Origin of the sequence: Frigoribacterium sp. 2-23 (assembly GCF_049601585.1) — a bacterium.
GTDB lineage: Bacteria > Actinomycetota > Actinomycetes > Actinomycetales > Microbacteriaceae > Frigoribacterium.
The window spans coordinates 73,474-100,147 of sequence record NZ_CP187126.1 but is presented as its reverse complement, the minus strand read 5'-3'; the positions used below and the strand labels follow the sequence as shown (position 1 = coordinate 100,147).

22 protein-coding genes and 3 tRNA genes are annotated in these 26,674 nt (G+C 70.9%); 8 read left to right on the top strand and 17 right to left on the bottom strand.

Annotated elements, in window-relative coordinates:
• Nucleotides 1-14: 14 nt before the first annotated feature.
• From lysS to tilS, 11 genes are all read right to left on the bottom strand, one after another.
• Nucleotides 15-1,553, bottom strand: a complete 1,539-nt coding sequence (lysS, locus tag ACPEEZ_RS00475) for a lysine--tRNA ligase (protein WP_423921283.1) — start codon at nt 1,551-1,553, stop codon at nt 15-17.
• Nucleotides 1,554-1,601: 48 nt separating this feature from the next.
• On the bottom strand, nt 1,602-2,363 hold the full coding sequence (locus tag ACPEEZ_RS00470) for a Rossmann-like and DUF2520 domain-containing protein (protein ID WP_423921280.1): 762 nt from the start codon (nt 2,361-2,363) through the stop codon (nt 1,602-1,604).
• The gene (locus ACPEEZ_RS00465; protein ID WP_423921277.1) at nt 2,360-4,435 is read right to left on the bottom strand and encodes a PH domain-containing protein; all 2,076 of its coding nucleotides are present in this window, start codon (nt 4,433-4,435) and stop codon (nt 2,360-2,362) included. Before ACPEEZ_RS00465 ends, ACPEEZ_RS00470 begins: the two co-directional genes overlap by 4 nt.
• Nucleotides 4,432-4,911, bottom strand: coding sequence for a PH domain-containing protein (locus ACPEEZ_RS00460; protein WP_423921274.1), 480 nt, complete (start codon nt 4,909-4,911; stop codon nt 4,432-4,434). The genes ACPEEZ_RS00465 and ACPEEZ_RS00460 overlap by 4 nt, the downstream gene beginning before the upstream one ends.
• Before the next feature lie 30 nt (nt 4,912-4,941).
• On the bottom strand, nt 4,942-5,415 hold the full coding sequence (locus tag ACPEEZ_RS00455; RefSeq protein WP_423921272.1) for a DUF3180 domain-containing protein: 474 nt from the start codon (nt 5,413-5,415) through the stop codon (nt 4,942-4,944).
• A complete protein-coding gene (gene folK, locus ACPEEZ_RS00450) occupies nt 5,412-6,053 on the bottom strand; it encodes a 2-amino-4-hydroxy-6-hydroxymethyldihydropteridine diphosphokinase (RefSeq protein ID WP_423921270.1) in 642 nt (213 codons plus the stop codon). The genes ACPEEZ_RS00455 and folK overlap by 4 nt, the downstream gene beginning before the upstream one ends.
• The gene (folB, locus tag ACPEEZ_RS00445) at nt 6,050-6,412 is read right to left on the bottom strand and encodes a dihydroneopterin aldolase (protein ID WP_423921267.1); all 363 of its coding nucleotides are present in this window, start codon (nt 6,410-6,412) and stop codon (nt 6,050-6,052) included. Before folB ends, folK begins: the two co-directional genes overlap by 4 nt.
• Nucleotides 6,409-7,995 carry a dihydropteroate synthase gene (gene folP / locus ACPEEZ_RS00440; RefSeq protein WP_423921264.1) on the bottom strand — a complete coding sequence of 529 codons (1,587 nt, stop codon included), beginning with the start codon at nt 7,993-7,995 and terminating at the stop codon, nt 6,409-6,411. Before folP ends, folB begins: the two co-directional genes overlap by 4 nt.
• A gap of 114 nt (nt 7,996-8,109) precedes the next feature.
• The gene (ftsH, locus tag ACPEEZ_RS00435; protein WP_423921261.1) at nt 8,110-10,101 is read right to left on the bottom strand and encodes an ATP-dependent zinc metalloprotease FtsH; all 1,992 of its coding nucleotides are present in this window, start codon (nt 10,099-10,101) and stop codon (nt 8,110-8,112) included.
• 290 nt (nt 10,102-10,391) lie between these two features.
• Nucleotides 10,392-10,943 (bottom strand): hypoxanthine phosphoribosyltransferase, encoded by a 552-nt coding sequence (gene hpt, locus ACPEEZ_RS00430; protein ID WP_423921258.1) that lies wholly within the window; start codon nt 10,941-10,943, stop codon nt 10,392-10,394.
• 50 nt (nt 10,944-10,993) lie between these two features.
• Nucleotides 10,994-11,956, bottom strand: a complete 963-nt coding sequence (tilS, locus tag ACPEEZ_RS00425) for a tRNA lysidine(34) synthetase TilS (RefSeq protein WP_423924308.1) — start codon at nt 11,954-11,956, stop codon at nt 10,994-10,996.
• A 124-nt stretch (nt 11,957-12,080) separates the two neighbouring features.
• Here tilS and ppa point away from each other — a divergent pair, with 124 nt between their 5' ends.
• Nucleotides 12,081-12,572: an inorganic diphosphatase gene (gene ppa, locus ACPEEZ_RS00420; RefSeq protein ID WP_423921255.1), complete on the top strand. Its 492-nt coding sequence runs from the start codon at nt 12,081-12,083 to the stop codon at nt 12,570-12,572.
• Nucleotides 12,573-12,667: 95 nt separating this feature from the next.
• Here ppa and ACPEEZ_RS00415 read toward each other — a convergent pair whose 3' ends face one another.
• Nucleotides 12,668-14,056, bottom strand: a complete 1,389-nt coding sequence (locus tag ACPEEZ_RS00415) for a C40 family peptidase (protein ID WP_423921253.1) — start codon at nt 14,054-14,056, stop codon at nt 12,668-12,670.
• 46 nt (nt 14,057-14,102) lie between these two features.
• Nucleotides 14,103-15,404, bottom strand: coding sequence for a peptidoglycan DD-metalloendopeptidase family protein (locus tag ACPEEZ_RS00410; protein ID WP_423921250.1), 1,302 nt, complete (start codon nt 15,402-15,404; stop codon nt 14,103-14,105).
• Nucleotides 15,405-15,673: 269 nt separating this feature from the next.
• On the opposite strand from ACPEEZ_RS00410, the gene ACPEEZ_RS00405 reads away from it, so the two are divergent.
• The 4 genes from ACPEEZ_RS00405 (at nt 15,674) to ACPEEZ_RS00390 (ending at nt 17,614) form a co-directional block, all read left to right on the top strand.
• Nucleotides 15,674-15,749 (top strand) — tRNA-Glu (locus ACPEEZ_RS00405).
• 87 nt (nt 15,750-15,836) lie between these two features.
• Nucleotides 15,837-15,913, top strand: a tRNA-Asp gene (locus tag ACPEEZ_RS00400).
• 39 nt (nt 15,914-15,952) lie between these two features.
• A tRNA-Phe gene (locus ACPEEZ_RS00395) sits at nt 15,953-16,028 on the top strand.
• 74 nt (nt 16,029-16,102) lie between these two features.
• Nucleotides 16,103-17,614, top strand: a complete 1,512-nt coding sequence (locus ACPEEZ_RS00390) for a glycosyltransferase family 39 protein (RefSeq protein ID WP_423921247.1) — start codon at nt 16,103-16,105, stop codon at nt 17,612-17,614.
• A gap of 131 nt (nt 17,615-17,745) precedes the next feature.
• Here the strand turns inward: ACPEEZ_RS00390 and rocD are convergent, their stop codons facing one another.
• Together rocD and ddaH are read right to left on the bottom strand one after the other, a co-directional pair.
• Nucleotides 17,746-18,987, bottom strand: a complete 1,242-nt coding sequence (rocD, locus tag ACPEEZ_RS00385) for an ornithine--oxo-acid transaminase (RefSeq protein ID WP_423924306.1) — start codon at nt 18,985-18,987, stop codon at nt 17,746-17,748.
• 32 nt (nt 18,988-19,019) lie between these two features.
• Nucleotides 19,020-19,811 (bottom strand): dimethylargininase, encoded by a 792-nt coding sequence (gene ddaH, locus ACPEEZ_RS00380; RefSeq protein WP_423924304.1) that lies wholly within the window; start codon nt 19,809-19,811, stop codon nt 19,020-19,022.
• Nucleotides 19,812-19,982: 171 nt separating this feature from the next.
• On the opposite strand from ddaH, the gene ACPEEZ_RS00375 reads away from it, so the two are divergent.
• Nucleotides 19,983-20,420, top strand: coding sequence for an Lrp/AsnC family transcriptional regulator (locus tag ACPEEZ_RS00375; protein ID WP_423921244.1), 438 nt, complete (start codon nt 19,983-19,985; stop codon nt 20,418-20,420).
• Between the two features lie 307 nt (nt 20,421-20,727).
• Here the strand turns inward: ACPEEZ_RS00375 and ACPEEZ_RS00370 are convergent, their stop codons facing one another.
• Nucleotides 20,728-24,336: a proline dehydrogenase family protein gene (locus tag ACPEEZ_RS00370; RefSeq protein WP_423921241.1), complete on the bottom strand. Its 3,609-nt coding sequence runs from the start codon at nt 24,334-24,336 to the stop codon at nt 20,728-20,730.
• A 41-nt stretch (nt 24,337-24,377) separates the two neighbouring features.
• Between ACPEEZ_RS00370 and ACPEEZ_RS00365 the strand changes: the two genes are divergently transcribed.
• A complete protein-coding gene (locus ACPEEZ_RS00365) occupies nt 24,378-24,911 on the top strand; it encodes a MarR family winged helix-turn-helix transcriptional regulator (protein WP_423921238.1) in 534 nt (177 codons plus the stop codon).
• An 8-nt stretch (nt 24,912-24,919) separates the two neighbouring features.
• Here ACPEEZ_RS00365 and ACPEEZ_RS00360 read toward each other — a convergent pair whose 3' ends face one another.
• The gene (locus tag ACPEEZ_RS00360; protein WP_423921236.1) at nt 24,920-25,858 is read right to left on the bottom strand and encodes a DNA-3-methyladenine glycosylase family protein; all 939 of its coding nucleotides are present in this window, start codon (nt 25,856-25,858) and stop codon (nt 24,920-24,922) included.
• A gap of 95 nt (nt 25,859-25,953) precedes the next feature.
• Here ACPEEZ_RS00360 and ACPEEZ_RS00355 point away from each other — a divergent pair, with 95 nt between their 5' ends.
• Nucleotides 25,954-26,655 carry a GntR family transcriptional regulator gene (locus tag ACPEEZ_RS00355; RefSeq protein ID WP_423921233.1) on the top strand — a complete coding sequence of 234 codons (702 nt, stop codon included), beginning with the start codon at nt 25,954-25,956 and terminating at the stop codon, nt 26,653-26,655.
• Nucleotides 26,656-26,674 lie beyond the last annotated feature (19 nt).

The window sequence follows — 26,674 nt, the reverse complement described above, 5'->3', positions numbered from 1 at the left end:
CTAGGAAGGGTACGTCACTTGACGAGCGGGAACAGGATCGTCTCGCGGATCCCCAGGCCCGTGATGGCCATCAGCAGTCGATCGATGCCCATGCCCATGCCACCGCTCGGCGGCATGCCGTGCTCGAGCGCCGTCAGGAAGTCCTCGTCGAGACGCATCGCCTCGACGTCGCCGCGGGCGGCCAACTTCGCCTGCTCGACGAAGCGCTCGCGCTGCACGACCGGGTCGACGAGCTCGGAGTACGCCGTCGCGAGCTCGAAGCCCCTGACGTACAGGTCCCACTTCTCCACCACACCCGGCTTCGAGCGGTGACCACGCACAAGCGGGCTGGTGTCGACCGGGAAGTCCATGACGAACGTGGGACGGTCGAGCGTGCCCTTGACGAAGTGTTCCCACAGCTCTTCGACCAGCTTGCCGTGCGTCTCGTGCGGCACGACCAGGTCGACCGACGCAGCCAGCCGCTGCAACTCGTCGACGCCCGTCTCGGGCGTGATCTCGACGCCGGCCGCCTCGCTCAGCGACTCGTACATGGGCAGACGCGCCCAGTCGCCGCCGAGGTCGTACTCGCTGCCGTCCGCGAGCGTGACCGCGTGAGAACCGGACACGGCCATCGCGGCGTTCTGGACGAGCTCCTGCGTCAGGCCTGCCATCTGCTCGTAGTCGCCGTACGCCTGGTATGCCTCGACCATCGCGAACTCGGGCGAGTGCGTCGAGTCGGCGCCCTCGTTCCGGAAGTTCCGGTTGATCTCGAACACGCGGTCGATGCCGCCGACGACGGCGCGCTTCAGGAAGAGCTCGGGCGCGATGCGCAGGTACAACTCGGTGTCGAAGGCGTTGCTGTGCGTCGAGAACGGACGGGCCGCGGCGCCGCCGTGCATCGTCTGCAGCATCGGCGTCTCGACCTCGAGGTAGTCGTACGAGTCGAAGGTGGAGCGCAACGACGCGACGGCCTTGGCCCGCGCGCGCACCGTGGTGCGCGCCTGCTCGCGGACGATCAGGTCGAGGTAGCGCTGGCGCACGCGGCTCTCCTCGCTGAGGTCGGAGTGCAGGTTCGGCAGCGGCAGCACCGCCTTCGAGGCGATGCTCCACTCCGCGACCATGATCGACAGCTCCCCGCGACGCGACGAGATGACCTCGCCCGAGACGAAGACGTGGTCACCGAGGTCGACCAGGTCCTTCCACGCGGCGAGCGACTCCTCGCCGACCTCGGCGAGGGAGACCATCGCCTGGATGCGCGAGCCGTCGCCGGCTTGCAGGGCGGCGAAGCAGAGCTTGCCGGTGTTGCGGGCGTGGACGACGCGACCTGCGAGGCCGACGACCTCGCCCGAGCGGGTGTCCTGCTCGAGGGCGGCGTGACGCTCGCGCACGGCCGGGATGGTGGTGGTGATGGGGACGCCGACGGGGTAGGCCTCACCGGTCTCGAGCAGGCGCTCGCGCTTCGCCAGGCGGACGGCCTTCTGCTCGGACATCTCGTTCGCGGCGGCGGCAGCGGCCTCGGCCTGCTCGGTGCTGGCGGCGGTCTCGCGGGTGGGCTCGAGGGGCGCGTCGGTCATCGTGGGGTGCTCCTGAAGGGCGGGGAGAAGAGGCGGCGGGCGGCGGCGTCACGCACCGCGTTCGTCGAACGGCGACGATCCGCCGTCGAACGAGGTCACGTCGATGGTACCCGGGCCGGTCGAACCGCCGGCGACTCCCAGCGCGCGGTCCATGGCCGAGCGCACGAGGGGCGCGATCACACGACCGGGCTCGGGCATGCCGAGCTCGGCGAGCAGACCGACCGACTGGGTGACGACGGCCGCCGAGAACTCGGTCGCGGTCGAGATCGCCTCGGCGTAGCGGGGGCGGTCGGCCTCCGAGACGAGCACGGGTTCGGCACCCATCTCGACGACGAGCGCCTGACCGATCGGCTGCACGGCGACGGGAGCGGTCACCGCACAGTACGCGTCACGCAGCCGCACGAGGTCGATGGTCGTGCCGGTGAACGACAGCGCGGGGTGGATCGCCAGCGGGATGGCGCCCTTCTCGAACGCCGGCCGCAGCGCACCGAGGCCGTGGACCGCCGACGTGTGCACGACGAGCTGCCCCGGTTGCCAGACACCCGTCGCGGCGAGGCCCTCGACGAGCGCGACGAGCTGGTCGTCGGGCACGGCGAGCAGGACGAGTTCGCTGCGTTCGACGATCTCGGGCACGGTCAGGATGGGCGCTCCGGGCAGGATCGCCTCGGCGCGGTCGCGGCTGCGCTCGGAGACGGCCGAGATGCCGACGATCGCGTGACCGGCCGCGGCGAGCGCGGCACCGAGCACCGGGCCGACGTGCCCGGCTCCGATGATGCCGATGCCGAGCCGTCCGCTCTGCTGGGGGCTCATGCGTGCGGCCTCTCGTCGGGTGCGGCGTGGTCGGGTGCGGCATGGTCGAGGACTGCCGGTGTGGTCGTCGGGCCGGGCGCGGGAGGCGCAGGCTGCGTGGGCTGGGCAGGTGCAGGTGCAGGTGCAGGTGCAGGAGGCACGGTGCCCGTCGTGCCCGCGGCCGTCAGCCAGCGATGGGTCCGGTCCGCACGCGCGGCCTCGACGGCATCGCGCGAGACGGCGACGAAGAAGTCGTGGGCGTCCGTGACGTCGAGTGCCCCGATGTCGGCGGTGATCGGCCCCTGCACCGTGTGCAGCTGCACGCTCGCGAGGCGCAGGCGTCGCAGCAGCGGGCCCTGTCGCAGTCCCACGCTCTGGATGCGGGGCAACGGCACGATCACGAGCTGTCGCCAGATGGCGCCCTTGCGCAGCAGGACGGCACCGGGCGCCTGCCGGAACCCGTTGCGGCGCCAGGAGAACCAGCGCAGCACGACGGCCCGCTTCGGCGACGTCGTGAAGCCGCCCTCGGCGCCGCGGGACCGGAGCCCTCCGTCGACGAGGGACAGGGTGCGCGACGCGTGCTCGTCGGCGACCTGGCGCAGACGACGTCCGAGCTCCGCGGCGTCATCGGTCGGCACGGGATCGGCCGGCACGGCATCGGTCGGCGCAGGATCGGCCGGCACGGCATCGGTCGGCGCAGGATCGGTCGGCACGCTGTCGGCGCTGGTGCCCGCGCTGCTCACGACGCCCTCGGAGGGCCGCAGCGCCTGCTCGGCGTCGATGTCGGCGGCGGCCTCACCGACAAGCTCCGGCAGGACGAGCTCGAGCACGCGACGGACGTCCTCGTCGTCGCCGACGGGCAGGATCGTCGTGTTCTCCTGGTTCGAGGCGCCGCGGGTCGACGAGTGCGAAGCGCGGTTGATCTTGACCTCCCACCAGCCGAAGGGGCGCCAGAGCAGCGGCTGCGTGACCTGCACCGAGTGGATGCGTCCGGGCGGCAGGGTCTCGTTCGTCGTCGACAGCAGGCCGAAGCCGATGCGCACGCCGTCACGCGTCGAGGCGATCGTGTAGCGGAGGGACTTCGAGATGCGGTTGACGTAGAAACCGCCCGAGCCGAGCACGGCGGGCAACAGCGCGAAGAGCAGGAAGTACTCGCCGGTCGTCGCGACGCTGACCACGATCGCGACCGCGGCGGCGATGAGGAAGAGGGTGTAGCCGCTGAGCAGCACGGAGCCGATCAGCCGACCGGGGTTGATCTGCACGACCGAGCGCGCCGGGGTCGTGTCGTCGTTCCAGTCGAACTCGGTGACGAACTCCGACGCGCGCTGCTCGACGAACGCGCCGAGCCGGGCCCGACGGTCTCCCTCGGCGACGCCGCCACCGCCAGCGCCGCCGACACCGGCGACGGCACCGGCGCCGTCAGGGGCGTCCGAGCCCGCGCCCGCGGCGACGCCGACCCCGAGGCCGTCGGCCGCGGCAGCCCCGGCGACCGGGGCGACGCCGGCGACGGGACCCGCGCCTCCGGGGCTCTGGGCTTCGGCACGCTGCAAGCCGCCGGCTCGGCGCAGGATCTCCCGTCGCAGATCGTCGGCCGACGCCGACCGCAGGTACGCGAGGTTGACGTTCGCGTCGTGTCCGGCCTGGTTGATCTCGAGCTTGGCGGCTCCGAACACGCGAGCCAGCAGGGGCCGCTGCACGTTGATGCCCTGCACCCGGTCGAGTCGAGCCCGGCGGTTCGTGCGGAACACGACACCCGTGCGCATCTCGACGCCCTCGTCGGTCACGCGGAACGAGCTCATCCGCCATGACAGGTAGAACAGCCCGATCAGCACGCCCACGACGACCAGCACGCCCAGCAGCACCAGCCAGAGGTATCCGTTGTCGACGACGTAGCCGACGGGGTCGCGGTCGTCCTCGCCCCCGCGCCGACCGCCCGGCAGGAACATCTCGACGACGAATTCCCGCAGGTTGTTGATGATGATGCCGAAGACGACGACCAGCACGATGCCGCCCTTGAGCAGCGGTGTGGCCGGGTGCAGCCGGTGCCACTGACCGTCCGTCAGCTCGGCGACCGGGTTCGGGGCGCTGCTCACAGCCCGGCTCGACGCGACTCGGCGAGCTCGACGAGTCGGTCGCGCAGCCGCTCGGCGTCCTCGGCCGGCACGCCGGGGATCGTGACGGCCGACGCCGCCGCCGCCGTCACGAACTTGAGGTCGCTGAGGCCGAGGGCGCGGACGACGGGGCCCCGGTTGATGTCGATGAGCTGCATGCGGCCGTACGGCACGGCGACGAAGCGCACGAACATGATGCCCTTGCGCAGCAGCAGGTCGTCGTCGCGCAACTGATAACCGATGGCGCGCACGCGGCGCGGCGTGAACGCGGCGACCACGATCGTCACGACGACCACGACGGCGGTGATCGCGTAGCCCCACCACTGGCCGAAGAACCAGAGGAAGGCGGTGACCGCCGCGAACACGAGACCGCTGACCAGGTAGCCGATCAGCTCGGGCCAGATGTACTTCGGCGAGACGCGCGTCCAGGTGGCGTCGGTGACGTCGAGTCGGTCCATGCGGCTGATCCTTCGGTTCTCGGGGTCCGATCAGACGGGCTGGGCTCCCGGGCCGCCCTCGTCGTCGTCTCCGGGAGGCACGGTGCACATGCGTTCGGCGATGATGCCGGCCACGAGGAGGCCTGCGCCCCCGACGACGGCGATGATCGTGGGTAGCACGGAGCCTACCGCCACGGCCACACCCCGGGTCAGCATGAAGATCAGCACGCCACCGGCCGCGCCGCCGAACAGGGCGCCCGACAGGCTGCTCGCCTTCGCCAGCAGCAGCACCCGGGTCGCGTAGTAGGGGTCGATGCGTTCGCGCCGCGTCCCCCGGGCCACCTGCCGGATGGGCACGGCGAGCACGACGATGATCCCGCCGATGGCCAGCAGCGCGAGTCCGAGCACGACCGGCGGCACGATCGCGGGCTGACGCGACGCGACGAGCACGCTGTCGAGCACGAAGCCGCCGAGGATGCTCAGCAGGGCGATGCCGATCAGGGTTCCGGGGCGGGTGTGTCTCACGACGTCCTCTCGGGGTGGGCGACCGCGACGGGCCGCCAGAGCGGGGCGGCACCGGGCAGCACCCGGGTGCGTTCCGCCTCGGGGATGCGACCGAGCAGGTCGGCGACGCGTCCTGCGTTCAGGAGGCGCGCCTCCGGGTCGATCTGCGACCACGGCTCGAGCACGAAGCCGCGCTCGGCCGCGCGCGGATGCGGCAGCGTCAGCCCGCGGTCGTCGCTGACGACGTCGCCGAACTGCACGATGTCGAGGTCGAGGGTGCGATCGCCCCAGCGGGTGTCGCGGGTGCGGCCGTGCGCGTCTTCGAGGCCGTTCAGCACCGCGAGCAGCGCGCGGGCCTCGAGCACGGTGTCGACGATCATCACGGCGTTGAGATAGTCGGGCTTGCTGTCGTCGAGCCCGGTCAGCGTGAGCGCAATGGACGAGACCGGCGAGGAGGCGGCGATCACCGTGATCCCGTCGGTGTCGGCGATCGAGGCGGCCGCCGCCCGCAGGGTCGCCTCGCGGTCGCCGAGGTTGGCCCCCAGGGCGATGACGGCACGGTGTACGACCGGTCCGGCGGCGTCGCGCGGGGCACCGTCGCGTGGGGCCTCGTCGCGTGGGGCTTCGTCACGCGGGGCCCCGGCGGGGGCGGCGGTCACGCGCGGCTCCGCGTGATCGTGATCGACACGTCGTCGAACGGCACGGTGATCGGAGCGCTCGGCTTGTGCACCGTGACGTCGGTCGACGCCGCGGCCGGGTGCGCCAGCACGACGGCGGCGAGGCGCTCGGCCAGGGTCTCGATCAGGTCGACGGGGTCGTTCTCGACCGCGGCCACGATCTGCTCCGCCAGGACGCCGTAGTGCACGGTCGCACCCAGATCGTCCCCCGCCGCCGCGGCCGACGCGTCGAGCCGGACGACGACGTCGACGACGAACTCCTGACCGTCCCGGCGCTCGTGATCGAACACGCCGTGGTGCCCGGTCGCCCGCACACCGGTCAGCCGCAGCACGTCGCTCATGCGTGCCGTGCCTTCGTCGCGGTCGCGGCGCCGTCCTCCCAGGCACGCCAGACGTCGAGCGCGGCTCGCGTGCTCGCGACGTCGTGCACGCGCACGGCCCAGGCACCGGCCTGCGCGGCCAGGACGCTGACGACGGCCGTCGCCGGGTCGCGCGCCTCCGGCCTGGCCTCGGGCGGCAGCAGCTCGCCGAGGAACCTCTTGCGCGACGCCCCCACCAGCAGCGGCAGCCCCAGTCGGGTGAGCTCGGGCAGGCTGGCGAGCACCTGCCAGTTCTGCACCGCGTCCTTCGAGAAGCCGAGCCCGGGGTCGAGCACGAGCCGCTCGGGGTCGACGCCCTGCACGACGAGCTCGGCGACCCGTTGGCGCAGCTCGTCACGGACCTGCGTCGGGGCGTCGTCGTAGTGCGTGTCGCTGCTGCCGTCGAGGTGGCCGCGCCAGTGCATGGCGACGAACGTGCGGCCGGTGTCGGCGGCGACCTGTGCCATGAACCGGTCGGCGAGACCGCCCGACACGTCGTTGATGATGTCGGCACCCTTCTCGACGGCGGCGTAGGCGGTGGCGGCGTTCATCGTGTCGATGCTGACGCGCGTGCCCTCCGACACGAGCTGGCGCACGATCGGCAGCACGCGGCGCTGCTCCTCGCGCGGGTCGACCCGCGTCGCGTCCGGCCGCGTCGACTCGCCGCCGACGTCGATGATGTCGGCACCCGCCGCGACCATCTGGCGGGCGTGGTCCAGTGCGTCGTCGACGTCGACGTAGCGGCCGCCGTCGCTGAACGAGTCAGGCGTCACGTTGAGGATGCCCATGACGAGCGTGCCCGACCGTGACGGCCGGCTGCGGCGCCGCGGGAACGACGCCGACGGCCGGTTCACGGCGATCGCCCGCGTGGCGATGTCGGCCGCAGCCTGTCGGGCCGCCACGGGCGACGCCGGCACCTCGCCGATCACGGCGGTCTCGGTGCCGAGCTCGCCGTCGGTGTCGAGCGCAGGAGGCACGGCCTCGTCGAGCGCGTCCGTCGCCTGGGTCTCGGGTCGCGTCGCCGCACCGCTCGCCTCGTGCGCCGCGAACTCACGCGGCCTCCGCTGGCCCAGGGGTCCCTCGTAACGCCCGGCCGCGATGACACGGCGCCCGTGGGCACGCTTGGGCGGGGATGCGACCGGGGTCTCGGAGGCCGGGGTGGTCGCGGACGACTCGACCCGCGCCTCCTCGGCCGCCGGCGCGTCCACCGCGGGCGTCTGCGTCGTGGCCTGCTGCGTGGCGGGCGGCTGCGTCGGCGTCTGCGTCGCAGGCGGCTGCGTCGCGGGCTGCTGCGTGGCGGGTGTGTGGGTCACCGGCGGCAGCTGCGCCGGGGGGCGCACGGCGGCGGTCTCGTCCATCGCGAGCACGAGGCGGCGGACGTCGTCAGGAGCGCGGTGCGAACCCGGCGGGCGGTTCCGGTCGGCGCGACGTTCGAGCTGCGACGGCTCGTCGGGCACGACGCCCTCGGGGTAGCGATCCCGTCCACGGGGACGCCGCAACGGAGCAGCGGCGTCGGTCGTCACGGGCTGGGCAGCCCGGTCTGCACCGGTGGGCGAATCGGTCACGGGGCGCTCCTCCGATCTGGGCCGCGGGCGTCGGATTCACCGACGACGGTGACGACAACCCAGCGTAGCGACCGAGACGGGCAAACCCGCCTCGGTCGCGTGCGGTCGGAGGGACTAGGCCGGCGCGATGCCGGGCGTGGTGCGCGGCGGGCGCTTGCGCGCGGGCTTGGCGGTCGGCTCGGAGTCGACGCCCCCGTCCACGGCGGCCGCGTCCACGGGCGACTTCGTCGGCATCGGGATGGCCGGGCGGTCGGAGACGGGGCGACCCGTGCTCGACAGCCACTGCGGGCGCTCCGGCAGCTTGCGCACGTCGGTGAAGATCTCGGCCAGCTCGTCGTGGTCGAGGGTCTCCTTCTCGAGGAGCTCCTTCGCCAGGTGGTCGAGGATGTCGCGATTGTCGTTGATGACCTGCCACGCCTCGTCGTGCGCCTGCTCGAGCAGCACGCGCACCTCGGCGTCGACCGTCTCGGCGATCGTCTCCGAGTAGTCACGCTGACCCATGTCGCGGCCCATGAACTGCTCGCCCGAGCCCTGGCCGAGCTTGACGGAGCCGACCTTGGTGCTCATGCCGTACTCGGTGACCATCTTGCGCGCGGTCGCCGTGGCCTTCTCGATGTCGTTCGACGCACCCGTGGTCGGGTCGTGGAAGACGAGTTCTTCCGCCACGCGGCCGCCCATGGCGTACGTGAGCTGGTCGAGCAGCTCGTTGCGGGTGACGGAGTACTTGTCCTCCAGCGGGAGCACCATCGTGTAGCCGAGGGCGCGGCCTCGCGGCAGGATCGTGATCTTCGTGACCGGGTCGGTGTGACGCATCGCGGCCGCCGCCAGGGCGTGACCGCCCTCGTGGTACGCCGTGATGAGCTTCTCGTGGTCGTTCATGATGCGGCTGCGGCGCTGGGGGCCGGCCATGACGCGGTCGACCGCCTCGTCGAGGGCGCGGTTGTCGATCAGCTGGGCGTTCGAGCGGGCCGTGAGCAGCGCGGCCTCGTTGAGCACGTTCGCGAGGTCGGCACCGGTGAAGCCGGGCGTCTTGCGGGCGAGGACCGCGAGGTCGACGCTGGCGGCCAGGGGCTTGCCCTTGCCGTGCACCTCGAGGATCTGCTTGCGGCCGTCGAGACCGGGGGCGTCGACGCCGATCTGGCGGTCGAAGCGGCCCGGGCGGAGGAGGGCCGGGTCGAGCACGTCGGGACGGTTGGTCGCCGCGATCAGGATGACGTTCGTCTTGACATCGAAGCCGTCCATCTCGACGAGCAGCTGGTTCAGCGTCTGCTCGCGCTCGTCGTTTCCGCCGCCGATGCCGGCGCCGCGGTGACGACCGACCGCGTCGATCTCGTCGACGAAGATGATGGCCGGGGAGTTCTGCTTGGCCTGCTCGAACAGGTCGCGGACGCGGCTCGCACCGACACCCACGAACATCTCGACGAAGTCCGAACCCGAGATGGAGAAGAAGGGCACGCCGGCCTCACCCGCGACGGCTCGCGCGAGCAGCGTCTTACCGGTACCGGGAGGGCCGTAGAGCAGCACACCCTTGGGGATACGGGCGCCGACGGCCTGGAACTTCGCGGGCTCCTTGAGGAACTCCTTGATCTCTTCCAGCTCTTCGATCGCCTCGTCGGCGCCGGCCACGTCGGTGAACATGACCTGCGGCGTCTCCTTCGACGCCATCTTCGCCTTCGACTTGCCGAACTGCATGACCTTGCTGCCACCACCCTGCATGGAGGAGAGCAGGAACCAGAAGATTCCACCGATGATCAAGAAAGGCAGCAGGACGCTCAGCAGCGAGACGAACCAGTTGGTCTGCGTGACGGTGTCGTCGAACGTGTCAAGCTTGGCGTCGTTGATGGCCGTGACGACCTCGGAACCGCGCGGAGTCGCGTAGTAGAACTGCTCCTGCTTGCCGCCGTCCTTGAGGACGAGGTCGACGCGCTGTTCGTTGCTGAAGATGGTGGCCGACTTGACGTCGCTGCTCTTGAGCTGCTCGAGACCCTTCTGGGTCGAGATCTGAGTCGTGCCGGAGGCGCTGATGACGCTCCACCCGATGCCGATACCGATGACGGCGATCACGACGTAGATGATCGGCCCGCGGAAGAGACGCTTGAGATCCATATGAGTACGGGCGTAGCCCGTCACCTTTCTCCAGGAAGAACGTGAGCAAAGGCTACATCGCGGTTCCTATACGCCGAATGGGTGTTCGCCGTGGGCCTAATGCGCACGTCCTGCCTATCGGGCCGACGACGCGTGACTACGACAAAGTAGCCAGCGCCAGCTGGCGGAGGCCCTGGGTCGAACAGCCCCGCACCGCGTCCTAGGCCCGTCGGCCGGCGGCAAAACACCGCTCGTGGGACGAGACGCCCGTGGACCCGGGCCCGTCTCGTCCCGCGACGGGTGTCTCGCCCCTACGAGTAGACGTGGGGCGCCAACACCCCGATACCGCGCAGGTTGCGGTACTTCTCGGCGTAGTCGAGGCCGTAGCCGACGACGAACTCGTTGGGGATCTCGAACCCGGCGTACTTCACGTCGACCTCGACCTTGGCGGCCTCGGGCTTGCGCAGCAGCGCGAAGATCTCGACGGAGGCGGCACCGCGGCTCTTGAGGTTGGCGAGCAGCCACGACAGGGTCAACCCGGAGTCGATGATGTCCTCGACGATGATCACGTGCCGGCCGTGCAGGTCGCTGTCGAGGTCTTTGAGGATGCGCACGACACCCGACGACTGGGTGCCCGAGCCGTAGGACGACACCGCCATCCAGTCCATCGTCGCCGGCAGCTTGAGCTCGCGGGCGAAGTCGGCCATGACCATGACGGCGCCCTTGAGCACTCCCACCAGCAGCACGTCGCGATCGGCGTAGTCGTCCTCGACGCGACGGGCGACCTCGGCGATCTTGGCCTGGATCTGATCCTCGGTGTAGAGCACGGACGTGAGGTCGGACTCGATGTCGGTCAGTTCCATGGTGCCGGTGGTCTCCTCGAAGAGAATTCGGGTGGGTGGGTGCGGGCGGATCAGGAGGTGCGGGTCGCCGCGAAGTGCAGCTCGCCTGCCCTCCGCATCACTGTAATGCCCGGCAGGTCGACGGCTCCCTGACCGTGCCAGTCGGTCACGAGCCTCGCGACCTCGAGTGTCTGTGAGCGACTCAACGACACGCCGAACTCGCTCTGCACGGCTAGGCGGATGAGGCGCTGACGCAGTGCCGCGGGGTTCGCGGCGAGGCCGCGCACGTCGAGCGAGATGCCCGCCTCGGCGTGATCGGCGAGTTCCTCGGCCAGCTCGTCGGCGAAGTGGTCGAGGGCCGCGTTGTCCTCCCGGAGGCTGTCGGCGGTCCGCACCAGCGCCTCCGCGACGCCGGGGCCGAGCTCGCGTTCGAGCAGCGGCAGCACGGTCGACCGCACCCGCACGCGGGTGAACGCGGGGTCGTCGTTCTGCGGATCGTCCCACGCGGTCAAGCCGGCGTCGACGCACGCGGCGACCGTGGTGCCGCGTCGGACGCCGAGCAGTGGTCGGGCGTACACGCCGCTCCGCGCCTCCATCCCCATCAGGCTGGTCGGGCCGCTCCCGCGAGTCAGGCCGAGCAGCACGGTCTCGGCCTGGTCGTCGAGGGTGTGGCCGAGCAGCACGGTGCGGGCGCCGTGTTCGGCCGCCGCCGTCGCCAGGGCGGCGTAGCGCGCGGACCGGGCCGCCGCCTCGGGGCCGCCGGCCGTCCCGACGGAGACGCGCCGCACCTCCACGGGATCGAGTCCCAGCTCGCGCGCCTGGGCCGCGGCACGGTCGGCGACGTCGGCCGAACCGGGCTGGAGGCCGTGGTCGACGACGACGGCTCCGACGCGGAGACCGGCCCGGGGCGCCTCGAACGCCGTCGCGGCCGCGAGCGCGAGCGAGTCGGGGCCGCCGCTCAGGGCGACGAGGACGAGGTCGCCGTCGTCGTGTCCGTCGAGCGTGGCGCGCACGGCTCGCCGCACGTCGGCCATCGCGGGGGTGAGGCGGGGCCGGGTCGGTCGGGGCTCATCGGGCACCTTGTAACGTTAGCGAAGTCGCCGACCAGGCCGGCCGGCGACCGCAGACCACCCACCACCCGCATCCCAAGGAGCACACATGGCCGCGTACGACGCCGTGATCGAGATCCCCAAAGGCAGCCGCAACAAGTACGAGGTCGACCACGAGACGGGTCGCGTCTACCTCGACCGCGTGCTCTTCACCGGTTTCGTCTACCCCACCGACTACGGGTTCTTCGAGAACACGCTCGGTCTCGACGGCGACCCCGTCGACGTGCTCGTGCTGCTCGACTACCCCCTCTTCCCCGGTGTCGGCGTCAGCGTCCGCCCGGTGGGCGTCTTCAACATGACCGACGACGGCGGCAGCGACGCCAAGGTCATCGCCGTCCCCGCGAAGGACCCGCGCTGGACCCACATCCAGGACGTGAACGACATCCCCGAGTACACCCGCAAGGAGATCGAGCACTTCTTCGAGCACTACAAGGACCTCGAGCCCGGCAAGTGGGTCAAGACCGAGGGCTGGGGCGACGCGGCCGAGGCCGACGCCATCATCCAGGACGGCATCAAGAAGCTGGCCGACGAGGGTCACTGACCCCCGGCACGACGAAGGGCCCGACACCACACGGTGTCGGGCCCTCCGTCGTCTCGCCCGCCCCGACGAGGACGGACGAGGAGGCGCGGTGCCGGTCAGCCCGTCGGCCGGCCGACCACGGGCTGCAGCTCCGTGTAGCGGACGGGCACGATGCGCACGGGAGCCGTGACGTTCGGCGCCTCGATCATGGTGCCGTCGCCGAGGTACATGGCCACGTGATACATGCCGTCGCGGCCGTTGTAGTAGAAGAGCAGGTCGCCCGCGATCCAGTTCGCCCGCGGCACGAGACGGCCCTTCGCGGCCATGAAGTCGTACTGGTAGCGCGACGAGTGGCCGCCGATGCCGACACCGGCCGCGCTGTAGGCCATCATCGTCAGCCCCGAGCAGTCGAACGCGTCGGGACCGGCGCCGGCGAACCGGTACGGCTTGCCGAGCTGGGCCTTGGCGTAGGCGATCGCGGTACGCACGGCGGCGGCGTTGCCGCTCGGCGCGGGGGTCGGTGTCGGGGTCGGTGCGGGAGCCGGAGCGGGTGCCGGGGCAGGCGCGGGAGCCGGGGCACTCGAGTGCGACGGGGCCGGAGCCACGGGCGCGGGAGCCGGGGCCGGCTGCGACCCCGCGCCTCCTGACCCACCGGTCGAGCCGCCCGACGACCCACCGGTCGTGCCGGAGCTCGAACCGCCCGACCCGCCCGTCCCGCTCACGACGGGCGCAGCCGTCGTCGGGGCGTCCGCCGGGCTGCCCGCCGCCTGGCTCTCGTAATAGGCCCGCTCGGTGTCGGCGGTCGTGCCCTTCAAGAACGCCGCCTCGTCGTACAGCTGCTCGGCGTCGGCCTGCTGCGCGGTCGCCCTCGCCTGGGCCGTCGTCGCGAGTCCGTTCGCCGTGTCGAGGGCGCTCTGCGCGGTCGCCGTGCGGTCGGCGAGAGCCGAGGAGGCGCGCTCGGCCTGGTCGGCCAGCGACGAGACGACCGCCTGGTCGGTCTTCGCCCGCGCCAGGATGGTCGACGTCCGAGCCGTGAGGTTGCTCATGGCACCGAGCTGGTAGAGCAGGTCGTCCGCCTTGCCCGACCCCGTCAGCATCGTGACGGTGAGCTGCCCGCCGCCCGTGCGGGCCAGCTGCGTGACGAGCGCCCCGACCTGCTGGGCGGAGCGCGTGGCCGTGGCCTTCGCCTCTGCCTCTTTCGCGTGCAGGGCGTCGACGGTCTGCTGGGCGTCCTGCTGTGCGATCAGGGCGACCTGGTACGTCTCGCCTGCCGCCGATGCCGAGCGTTCGGCGTCGGCCGCCGCGGTCTGCAGGCTCGAGATCGACGACTCGATCGCGGCGATCTGCTGAGCCGTGTCCGCCTCGTTCGCCTTGGCGGCTTGCACGTCCTGCCAGGTCGGCACGGCGGGACTGCCCGGCGACGCCTGCGCCGTGAGCGCACCACCGCCGAGGCAGACCGACAGCACGGTGACTCCGACGACACCGATTCTGATGATCGGGGGCACGCCCCGCCGTCGACGGATCATGTCGGGGCGAGCGTGCTGGTCGTCATTACAGGGTCACTCCTCGTGCGGCCATGAAGGGGACTGCGTTCTGTGCGACACCGCCTACGCGGGTCTCGAAGTGCAGGTGGCAGCCGGTCGAGTTGCCCGTGGAGCCGACGTGTCCGATCTGCTGCCCGGTGCCGACGACCTGGCCGACACTGACCATGATGCCCCCATTGGGCTGGTGTCCGTAACCCGTCGTGATGCCGTTGCCGTTGTCGATCAGCACGAAGTTGCCGTAGCCGCCGTACCAGCCGGCGTACGTGACCACACCGGCCGACGCCGCGTAGATCGGGGTGTTGCAGCCGGCGGCCAGGTCGGTGCCCGCGTGCAGGATGTACGCGTGCGTCACCGGGTTGACGCGCATGCCGTAGTTGCTCGAGATGTTGCCGCCCGCGGGGCGGGTCCAGCCCATGTCCGAGACGTAGCCGATCGGGCTGCCCGAGGTCGCCGTGCCGGCGGCTGCTGCCGCGGCTGCGGCGGCGGCCGCAGCGGCCCGCATCTCCTCCACACCCTTCTGGTACTCCTCCTCGGTGTGGTCCGCGTTGGTCTGCAACGTGGCGAGCTGCGCCTGCAGTCGCGCCTGGTTCTCCTGCTGGGCGGTGACCGCGTCGCTCGCGGCCTGAGCCGCCTCGTTCGCGTCGGCCAACGCGGTCTGGGCTTTCGCGGCCAAGCCCTTCAGCGCCTCCTGCGCGACCTTCGCCTGGTCGGTCAGCGACTGGGCGGTGTTGCGGTCCTGGGTGGCCTGCGAGTAGATGCCGTCGGCCTGCTCGGTGAGCTTGCTCATCGCGCCGATCTTGTAGAGCAGCTGGCCCGCCTCGCCGGGGTTCGAGATCAGATCGCTCGAGATGCCGTTCGCCCCGGAGCGACCGAGCTGCGCGGCGAGCTGACCGGCCCGCTGCTCGCTGGCGGCGGCGACCTTGTCGGCGGCGTCGGCCTGGGCCTGCAGCTGTGCCGTCTTGTACTGGGCCTCGTCATAGGCCGTCTGGGCCGCCTCGAGCTCGGTGCCGCGCTTCTCCGCCTCGGCGTTCTTCGCATCGAGGTCGGACTGCAGCTGGTCGAGCAGGCCCTGGAGGTTCGTGATCTCCTGCTGCTTGGCGGCTTCGTCGTTACGGGCGTTCTGCACGTCCTGCCACGACGGGTACGACGCGGCACTCGCCGACACGGCGGGCTGACCGACGACACCGGCCGTGACGAGCAGCGCGACCGCGACGCCGACGGCGACGAGACGGCCCCGTCGGGTGGCGGGTGCGAAGGGACCGGTGAGGGCGCTCGCCAGGCGAGTACGTCCGATGCCGCGTGATGTCATCGAGAGTCCGAATCCTTGAGAAGCTGGAGTGAATCGCCCACGCGAGTCGCCGGCCGGCGCCGGGGCGACGCCGTCAACTCTCAAGGACGAGTTGAAACTAACCTCCGAAGGAGGCGCGGCGCGACATCCGAGTCGGAGTGGCGCGCCGAGTCGGTCGGTTTTGCCGCCGCACCGCCCGGCCTCGACGGTCGCCGCGTCCCGTTTTGCATTTGCGGCGACCTATCCGTATGCTTATCCATCGGTTGCTACGACGCTCTTCTGAGCATCAAGGCCCCATCGTTTAGTGGCCTAGGACACCGCCCTTTCACGGCGGCAGCACGGGTTCGAATCCCGTTGGGGTCACCACAACAGCTACACTTGTTCCGCTAGTGTGACTGATGTGACGGTGTGGCTGAGGCACCACCGCAAAGTAAGAACTGAATAGCACTGTTTGGCCCTGTAGCGCAGTTGGTTAGCGCGCCGCCCTGTCACGGCGGAGGTCGCCGGTTCAAGTCCGGTCAGGGTCGCCAAGGCGTGTTTATCGCCTGGGTGTCGGGTTCCGACTCCTCGGCTGGGTAGCTCAGTTGGTAGAGCGTTCGACTGAAAATCGAAAGGTCCGCGGATCGACGCCGCGTCCAGCCACCACAAGCCCCGCTTCGGCGGGGCTTCCCTGGTTTAACACACAGTTCTGCTTTAACTAGAGGTGTGGTGATCGAGACGTGAGCATCGGGCACGACCCGGCCGTCGTCTCTCCGCGAGCCGTCTGGCGCGACCCGCTGCTCGTCGGCGTCATCGCCTTCATCGTGGCGGTCGCGGCCTCGTGGGTTCCGTCGTACTGGAGCGACGAGGCGACCACGCTGCAGGCGGCCCGCCTGCCGTTAGCCGATCTGATCGCCTTCCTGAACCAGCGCGACGGTGTGCACACCGTCTACTACGTCTTCATACACGTCTGGATCGGCGCCTTCGGCGAGAGCGAGTTCGCGACACGGCTGCCCAGCGCGATCGCCACGGCCATCGGAGCGTCCGGCGTACTCGTGCTGACCCGCATGCTGACGACCCGCACGACGGCCCTACTGGCCGCGGGCATCTACATCGTCCTGCCGCGCATCACCCTCGAGGCCGTCGAGGCGCGGCCCTACGCCCTGACGGCAGCCCTCGCCGTCTGGCTCACCGTGTTGTTGCTCGTCGCCTCCCGACGGCAGCAGCGACGCTGGTGGGTCGCCTACGGCATCGGCCTCGCCGTCACGATCATCACGTTCGTCCCGCTCGCGCTGATCATCCTGGTGCACGGCGTCTTCCTCGGGTTGGCGCCGGCGCAACGCCGTCGTCGGGGAGCCCGCCACCGCCTCCTCGGCTGGACGGTCTCGACCGTCGGCGCGCTGCTCGTCAGCCTGCCGATGATCATCCGCGTGCTCGGCGAACGCAGCCGGCTCATGGGCCGGGGCGACCCGTCGACGAGCGCGTCGGTCACCTGGTGGACGATCCTCGTCGAGCCGTGGTTCGCGTCGGGGGGCGCCTTCGCCGTGGTCTCGGCCGTGCTGCTCATCGTGCTGGGGACCCGGTTGCGCGATCGCTCACGCACCCCGGGCAGCGTCGTGCTGCTCGGGGCGCTCTGGGTGGTCGGCCCGACGGCCATGCTGCTGCTGCTCGGCATCGTGCTGGCACCGGTGTACCAGGCCCGGTTGCTGACGTATGCCGCGCCGGGCATGGCCCTGCTGCTCGCCGTCGCGATCACCGGTCGACGACGACGGTGGGTCGCCATTTCGCTCATCTGCGTGCTCGTGGCGGCCTCTGCACCGACCTACGTGCTGCAGCGTCAACCCGCGGCGAAGGGCGGCGGCAGCGACCTGTCGCGCCTGTCGTCGTACATCGAGCATCAGGCCCGCCCGGGAGACGCCTTCTACCTCGACGCCTCGGGCATGGTCTCGACGCGTCCACGGCAGGCGCTCTACGCCTACCCCTCCCGCTTCGCCGGGCTCGACGACGTCGCGTTCCTGCGGTCGGGGACGGCCGAGGGCGCGTACTCCGATCGCACCCTCGTGCTCGACGACCCGAACCAGGTGGAAGAGCTGCGGACGCGACTCGAATCGGTCGACCGGCTCTGGGTCGCGCGGCTCTCGGTCGACGCGCTGAGCGAGGGCGATATCTCGACCCTGCGCTCGCTCGGGTTCTCGGTCGCCCAGGAGCACACGACCGGACGCAGCATCGTCTACCTGCTCATGCGGCGGTAGCGAGGGCGCTGCGGCCATCCGTGCCACGAACGACGAGCCGACGTGATCGCTCCCGCCGACGCGAAAACGACAAACCGACGTGAGAGATCACGTCGGTTTGTCGTTCTCGCGTCGGTCTCGGCTCGGGTCCGCTACCGAAGATCGTCGATCGCGCTGACGAGGGTGTCGACCAGGTCGTCGATCTCGTCCTCGCTGATCACGATGGGCGGCGCGAGCCTGATGGTCGAGCCGTGCGTGTCCTTCGCGAGCACGCCGCGCTCCATCAACCGCTCGCAGACCTGGCGGCCCGACCCCACGGCGGGGTCGATGTCGATGCCCATCCACAGGCCGGCACCGCGCACCTCGGTCACACCGTGCCCGATCAGCGCTTCGAGACCCGTCCGGAGGCGCGCCCCGAGTCGCGAGGCACGCTCCTGGTACTCGCCGCTCGCGAGCATCCGCACGACCTCGAGCCCGACGGCAGCCGCGAGCGGGTTGCCGCCGAACGTCGAGCCGTGCTCGCCGGGGCGGAGGACGCCCAGCACGTCCCGATCGCCCACGACGGCACTGACCGGGACGATACCGCCGCCGAGCGCCTTGCCGAGCAGGTAGAGGTCGGGCACGACGTCGACGAGGTCGCAGCTGACGGTCACCCCGGTGCGGCCGAGACCCGACTGAATCTCGTCCGCGATGAACAGCACGTTCCGATCGCGGGTGACCTGCCGTACGCGCGGCAGGTACTCGACCGGAGGCACCACGACACCAGCCTCGCCCTGGATCGGCTCGAGCAGCACGGCCACCGTGTCGTCGTCGATCGCGGCCTCCAGCGCGTCGGCGTCGCCGTACGGCACGCTGACGAAACCGGGCGTGTAGGGGCCGAAGTCGGCCCGCGCCTCCTCGTCGTCCGAGAAGCTGATGATCGTGGTCGTCCGACCGTGGAAGTTACCGTTCGCGACGATGATCTTCGCGGCGCCGGGCCGGACGCCCTTGACGCGATAGCCCCAGGCGCGGGCGAGCTTGATGCCCGACTCGACGGCCTCGGCGCCCGTGTTCATCGGCAGCACCATCTCTTTGCCGAGCAGAGCCGCGAGCTCTTCGGCGAAGGGGCCGAGGCGGTCGTTGTGGAACGCGCGACTCGTCAACGTGACGCGGTCGAGCTGCGCTCGGGCCGCCTCCAGGAGGCGCGGGTTGCCGTGACCGAAATTGACCGCCGAGTAGGCGGCCAGGCAGTCGAGGTAGCGCCGCCCCTCGACGTCGGTGACCCAGGCGCCCTCGGCCGACGCCACGACGACCGGGAGCGGGTGGTAGTTGTGGGCGAGCGAGGCGTCCTCGACCGCGATCGCGGCGTCGGTCGCGGCGTGCGTGCTCGTGCCGTGCTGGGTCGAGCCATGCATGCTCGTGTCGTGCGTCGTCGTGTCGGTGGGGGTCATCGGCGCAGCTCCAGGGTGCAGCATTTGACGCCGCCGCCGCCGAGCAGCAACTCGGAGAGGTCGACGCCGATCGGGTTGTAGCCGCGCTCGCGCAGCTGCCGCTCGAAGCCGGTCGCCCGGGCGGCGATGACGACGTTGTAGCCGTCCGAGTACGAGTTCAGACCGAGGATCGACGCGTCCTGCTCGCTGACGATGATCGCGTCGGGGTAGCGCTCGCGCAGGATGGCCAGCGACCGGTCGTCGAACGCGCTCTCGAGGTAGGCGATGTTCGAGACGCCGTCGACGGGCTCGGGGTCGAGCACGGCGATGGCCGTGTCGAGGTGGTAGAAGCTGGGGTTGACCAGGGTGAGGCTCACGACCTCGCGACCGAAGACGCGGCCGATCTCGGCGTGCGAGTCGGACGCGCTGCGGAACCCGGTGCCGGCGAGGATGACGTCGCCGACGAGCAGGAAGTCGCCCTCGCCCTCGTTGACCTCCTCGGGCACGACGACCTCGAAGCCGTTCGCGCCGAACCACTCCATGTACGCCGGGCCCTCGGGCTGACGCTCGGGGTAGGTGAAGCTGGCGCCGTAGGCCTTGCCGTCGAGCACGAACCCGCCGTTCGCGGAGTAGACCATGTCGGGGAGGCCGTCGATCGGATCGATAAGCTGGACGTCGATGCCGAGACGGCGATAGGTGTCGTACAACTCCTGCCACTGGCTCACCGCCAGGGACGTGTCGGTCGGCAGCTGCGGGTTCATCCACGGGTTGATCCGGTAGCTGACGGTGAAGTGCTCCGGGCGGCACATCAAGACGGTGCGCGGCACCGCTCGACGGGTCGACGACGGGGTGGGGGCCGATTCGGTAACGATGCTCACCGGGCCAGTGTCACACGCAGTTCGCGCATGCGGGCGGCTTGTCACGCAATTTTCGTGCGTCTTGACGTAGACCGACGCAAGAATCGCGCGTAGAGTTGTGGCGTGGACAATCTCGACTACGGCATCATCGACCTGCTTCGACAGAACGCCCGCGCGGCGTACGGCGAGATCGGCTCGTCGGTCGGGCTCAGCGCGTCCGCCGTGAAGCGCCGCGTCGATCGGCTCGTCGCGGACGGGGTCATCAAGGGGTTCACGATCCAGGTCGACCCGACGGTCGACGGGCTCGGCACCGAGGCCTACGTCGAGCTGTTCTGCCGCGGCACCGTCTCGCCGCAGGAGCTGCAGCGCATCCTCGGCACCGTGCCCGAGGTCGTCGACGCCGGCACGGTCACCGGCAGCGCCGACGCGATCGTCCACATGCGCAGTCGCGACATCCCCTCCCTCGAGGAGGCGCTCGAGCGCGTCCGCAACGCCCCCAACGTCGACCACACCCGCAGCGCGATCGTCCTCTCGAAGCTGATCAGTCGCCAGCCCGCGTAGCCGGGCCCCCAACGAAGTGACCCGTCCGGCTGGTGTTCGCGAGAAACATCGACCCGACGGGTCACATCGTTCGAGGGTTCTCAACGAAGTGACCCGTTCGGCTGATGTTGGGGAGAAACATCGACCCGACGGGTCACTTCGTTCGGGGGTTCTCGACGAAGTGAACCGTCCGGCTGATGTTGGGGAGAAACATCGACCTGACGGGTCACTTCGTTCCCGGGGTTCTCAACGAAGTGACCCGTTCGGCTGATGTTGGGGAGAAACATCGACCTGACGGGTCACTTCGTTCCCGGGGGGCGGGACGCCCCTAGATGCGGAGGTCGACGAAGTCGGGGGCGGGTGTCCCGAACCGGTGCGCCGTGACCGAGACCGCCTGCTCGTGCACGAACGGCAGCAGCTCGACGCGGCCCTCCTCGGTGACGTCTCCGGCGTAGATCGCGACGTCGGGGCTGCCCTCGACGGCTCGCGCGAGGGCTCGGCGGTCACCGCCGATGAGCCGCACACGGAGGCCGCGATACGAAGCCGGGCCATCGGGGGCGGTGACGGGGGCGGACTCGTCGACCCGTGCCTCCTCGGCGGGGGAGGCGGCGGAGGCGCCCCCGGCGGCCCGCTCGATCAGCGTCACGTCGTCGGCACCGTCGAGCGCGTCGTCGGCGCCCTGGAGAGCGCCCGAGGCGGCCCGGGAGAGGAACACCTCGTCGCTCTCGACGACGACCGCGACGACACGGACCGGCGGACGCGGTTCACGGAAGACCTGCACGAGCGACGACGGGACGGGCACCGCCGAGCTGATACTGATCGGCGAGCGGGTGCGCGCCGCGGCCGCCACCAGTCGGACGAGGTCGACCATGTCGGCCCCCTCGGACAAGCGAACGGTCACGGGGTACGGCCGGTAGCGCAGAACGTTCCGTTCGAGCTCGAGAGCGGAGACGTCGCGCGAGATGCCGAACTCGGTGGTCCAGGCGGTCTCGTCGCTGAGTGCCGAGGCGCGGACGTGGTCGAAGTCCTCGAAAGAGAGGGAGGGGCGGGCGGCCTCGATGACGCGCACCACCATCTCGGGCACGCCGGTCAGCTTCAGCGACGGGCGCGGCTCGCGCGGGATGCGCGACCAGGTGCCCTGGTGCAGCACGTAGTTCGGGCCGCCGGCCTTGGTGCCGGTGCCGACGGACGAGCGCTTCCAGCCGCCGAACGGCTGGCGGCGCACGATGGCCCCGGTGATGCCGCGGTTGACGTAGAGGTTGCCGGCCTGCACGCCGTCGAGCCACTCGGCGACCTCGTCGACGTCGAGCGAGTGGATGCCCGCCGTCAGGCCGAACTCGACCGCGTTCTGCCATTCGATCGCCTGCTCGAGGGAGGCGGCGTGCATGATGCCGAGCACGGGACCGAAGTACTCGGTGCGGTGGAACGCGCTCCCCGGTCGCACACCCTCGCGCACACCCGGCGACCAGAGGATGCCCGTCTCGTCGAGCTGCTTCGGCTCGACGACCCAGGACTCCCCCGGCGCGAGAGTCGTCAACGCCTCGCGAAGCGGCCCCTTCGGCGGGTCGATCAGCGGGCCCATCTGCGTCGTCGCGACGTCGGGCCAGCCCACGCGGAGCGTCGTCACGGCGTCGATCAGCTGACGCCGGAACCGCTCGCTGCGTGCCACCGACCCGACGACGATCACGAGGCTCGCCGCCGAGCACTTCTGCCCGGCATGCCCGAAGGCGCTGCGCACGATGTCGGCGACGGCGAGATCGATGTCGGCGCTCGGCGTGACGACGATCGCGTTCTTGCCGCTCGTCTCGGCCGTCAGCTCGAGCTCGGGCCGCCACGAGCGGAACAGTGCGGCGGTCTCGAAGGACCCGGTCAGCACGACGCGGTCGACGGCGGGGTGGGCGATCAGGTCGCGCCCGAGGGCCGCCTCGTCGACGTCGACGAGCACGAGCAGCGAGCGCGGCACGCCGGCCGACCAGAACGCCTCGGCGAGGACGGCCGCCGTGCGGCCCGCCTCCGGTGCCGGCTTCAGGATGACCCCGCTGCCCGCGGCGAGCGCCCCGAGCACCGAGCCGGCGGCGATCGAGACCGGGAAGTTCCAGGGAGGGGCGACGACCGTCAACCGCGGAGCCGTGTACCGGGCGCCCGAGACACCGTCGAGCTCGCGGGCGAGAGATGCGTAGTAGTGCGCGAAGTCGACGGCCTCGCTGACCTCGGGGTCGCCCTCGGCGATGGTCTTGCCGGTCTCGCTGATCATGACCTCGACCAGCTCGCCGCGGTGAGCGTTCAGCGACTGGCCGACGAGGTCGAGCAACTCGGCGCGCGTCGACGCGTCCTCGCGTCCCCATGTCACGCCGGCCTGGGTCACTCCGGCGACGATCTCTTCGAGGCGGGACTGGTCGGCGACCCACGCACTCTCGAGCGTGCCGACCCCGGCGTGCGAGTCGCGCGCGGCGCGCAGCACGGTGCGGGCCCACGTGCGGTTGCGGTCGAGTGACGGGTCGGTGTCGGGCTCGTTGGCGAAGTCGTCGACGAAGCCGTCCGCCGGGACGGGCGCCAGGCGGTCCTGTCGCCGGCGAGGCCCGGTCGGAGGCACGGCCGAGCGAGCGACGGAGGCCAGGTACCGATCGCGCTCGCGTTCGAACACGGCGTCGTCGTCGGCGAGGTCGAAGGCACCCGAGAGGAAGTTCTCGCTCGACGCGTTCTCTTCGAGACGGCGGACGAGATAGCCGATGGCCGAATCGAACTCGGCCGGCTGCACGACGGGCGTGTAGAGGATGAGCCGGCCGACGTCGGCACGGACGGCGTCGGCGTGCGCGCTGGCCATACCGAGCAGCATCTCGACGTCGATGTGGTCGGCGACCCCGCGGCTCGTCGCCAGCAACCAGGCGTGGGCGATGTCGAACAGGTTGTGACCGGCGACACCGACGTGCACCACGGCGGCGTTCTCAGGTCGCAGGGCGAAGTCGAGCAGCCGCTTGTAGTTCGCGTCGGTGTCGACCTTCTCGTCGTAGGTGGCGACGGGCCAGTCGTGCAGCACGGCGTCGACCCGCTCCATCGCCAGGTTCGCGCCCTTGACGATGCGGATCTTGATGGGCGCGCCCCCGCGGGCCACGCGGCCCCGGGCCCAGTCGGTCAACAGCTCGAGCGACGACAGCGCGTCGGGGAGATAGGCCTGCAGCACGATGCCGGCCTCGAGCCGGCGCAGGTGCGGCTGGTCGAGCAGCCGGGTGAAGACGTCGATGGTGAGGTCGAGGTCGCCGTACTCCTCCATGTCGAGGTTGATGAACTTCGGCAGGTCGGAAGCGAGGGCGAACTCGTAGAGAGGGGTCAATCGCGCGACGATGCGGTCGCTCATCTCGTCGAACGCCCACATCGACACCTGGCTGGTGACGGCGCTGACCTTGATCGACACGTAGTCGACGTCGTCGCGTTCGAGCAGCGCCCGCGTGCCGGCCAGTCGACGGTCGGCCTCGGCCTCGCCGAGCACCGCCTCGCCGAGCAGGTTGAGGTTGAGCCGGACGCCGTCGCCGTCGCCGCGCAGCTTCTCGAGGGCGGCACCGAGCTTGTCGGGCGTCGCGTCGACGATGAGATGCCCGACCATGCGCCGGAGGCCCGAACGGGCGACCGAGATGATCGGCCACGGCACGAGCGGAGCGAAGCCGCCGCCGAACGAGATCGCCCCGCGCAGGTACCACGGCAGGAACGCGGGCGTGCGTCGGCTGAGCCGGTCGAGGTTGCGCGCGGCGACGCGGTCGTCTTCGGGACGCACGACGCGATCGACGAAGCCGATGGTGAAGTCGAGCCCGTCCTCGTCGCGCAGCACACCGGCGAGCCGCTCGGCCGCCGGATCGGGCTTCGACGTCGCCCCCGCGGCGAGCCACCGGCGAACCGTCGCGATCGTCTGTTCGGTGAGATCAGCGGCAGGTACAACGGGCATGGGACGAGGATATGCCGCACCACCGTCCCTACACTGGGCGAATGGCCGAGGAACTCAGCGACGACGACTGGGCCGTCTGGGACGCGTTCTACATGATGCGCCGACGGCTCGACCGGGCCCTCGAGCTCGGCCTGCACGGCACCTCCGGTGTCTCGGCTCCCGAGTACGAGGTGCTCGTCGGGCTGGGCCGAAGCTCGGACCGTCGCCTGCGCGTCCGCGACATCGCCGAGCAGATCGGCTGGGAGAAGAGCCGGGTCAGCCACATGGTCACGCGCATGGAACGCCGCGGCCTCGTGCGGCGCACCGAGTGCGCCTCCGACGCGCGCGGCACGTGGGTCGAGCTGACGTCGGCGGGCCGGCGCGCCATGCTCACGGCGACCCGAAGCCACACCGCCGCGATCCGTCGCTACTTCGTCGACGCCCTCGACGGCGACGACGCGGTCGTCAAGGCGTTCTCGGGGCGGGTGCTCGACGCGATCGGCGCCGACGCCTCACCCGATGCTCCCGCCGAGGAGGCACGGGTCAGGCAGCCGAGGACGTCCCCCGACGCTCCCGCGGAGTGCGCGACCGCCTGACGGCGACGTCAGTGCCCCCGGTGATCTTGGATGGTCATCCGCGGGCCGAAGCGCGGCTTGCGGAACCCGCTCGACGAGATCAGGCGCATCACGCGCTCCCGATGACCGGCCCAGGGCTCGAGCAGCTCGAGCATGCCGTCGTCGTCGACGGGGCGCCCGATCAGCGCCCACCCCACGAGAGCGGACAGGTGGTAGTCGCCGACACTGGGTGAGTCGGGATCGCCGTGGGCGCGCTGACTCGTCTCGGCCGCCGTCCACACCCCGACACCGACGATCGAGCGGAGGCGGCTGGACACGTCGGGCCCCCCGCGACCGAGTGCGAGCGTGCGTTCGAGCGCCGGGGCGACGGCGCACACGCGCATGACGGTCGCCGAGCGCTGCGGCCCGACTCCTGCCCGATGCCACTCCCAGCTCGGGATGAGCTTCCAGCCCTCGGCCGACGGCGGCACGACCATGCCGTCGGGAGCCGGGCCGGGCGCCGCCTCGCCGTAGCGGCGGACGAGATACCGCCACGCGCGCCAGGCCTCGACACTGGTCACCTTCTGCTCGAGCACGGCCGGGATCAGCATCTGCACGACCTGGTTGGTGCGGGTGAGACGCAACCCCCGGAGGCGCGCTCGGGCATCGCTGAGGAAGGCATTGCCCGAGACGTCGAGACCCGACCAGTCGTCGCCCGAGCCCAGCAGCTCGGGGACGCCGTCGATGGCCCACTCGGCACCGGGACCCCAGGCGGTGGCATGCACGGCTTCACCGACCGGCTCGAGCCGGAGAGTCGCCGAGCCCGCGGGTGTGCGGATCGCCCGCCAGACGACCGAGCCGACGACACGGTAGGAGGGGTCGCCCGAGCCGCGCGACAGCGGGCGCAGCGTCGCGTGCACGTCGACGCGGTGCTCTGGCCGGTAGACCGTCTCGACGGACGCGTCCGCGAGAGGGCTGGCCGAGGTCATGCGGCGATGGTAGTCGCGACCGGCGACATCGCCGATTCCTCCTGGCGCGCCTCCTTAGTTATGTGATATTTTAGGTATCTGACTTTGGAGCCATCATGCCCGTACCCGTGACACCGACCGGTCGCCGCCCCCGGCGCCTGCTTCGAGACCTCACCTTCGACACCGTGCTCGGTGCGATCGTCGACGGTACCCTCGCCCCGGACGAGCGCCTGTTCGAGGACGACATCGCCGTCTGGCTCGGCGTCTCGAAGACGCCCGTGAAGGAGGCGCTCTCCCGCCTCGCCGACCAGGGCCTCGTCGAGATCGAGGCGAATCGCTATACGAAGGTCTCGAGCGCGTCGACGCGCGACCTGATGGACGTGCTCGAGATGGTCGGCCTCCTGCACGGGTCCGCCATCCGCGGCGCCGCCGATCTCGAGGCCTCGAACACCGCGGACGTCCACGAGGCGGCCGACCACCTCGCCTCGATCGCCGAGGGCCGGCCCCGGTTCGTCGACCTGATCGAGGGCAGCCGGTCCTTCCTGGCCCTGTCCGAGAACCCGCTGGCCCAGCGAGCGGCCGCGCCCCTCGACAACCGCGCCGTGTTCCTCAGCCGGCACGTCGCGCTCGATCTCTCGTCACCGAGCGCGCGCCTCCTTCTCGACCGGCTCGGTGCCGCCTTGCGTCGCCGCCGGTGGGCCGAGGCCGCCCATCGTTACACCGACCTGTTCTCCCGGCACTCGCTCGCCTCGCTCCTGCTCGTCACCGACGCCGATCCCGGCTCACGCCACCTGATGCGACGCGGCATCCCCACCTGAGCCCGCGAGCTCCCGACCA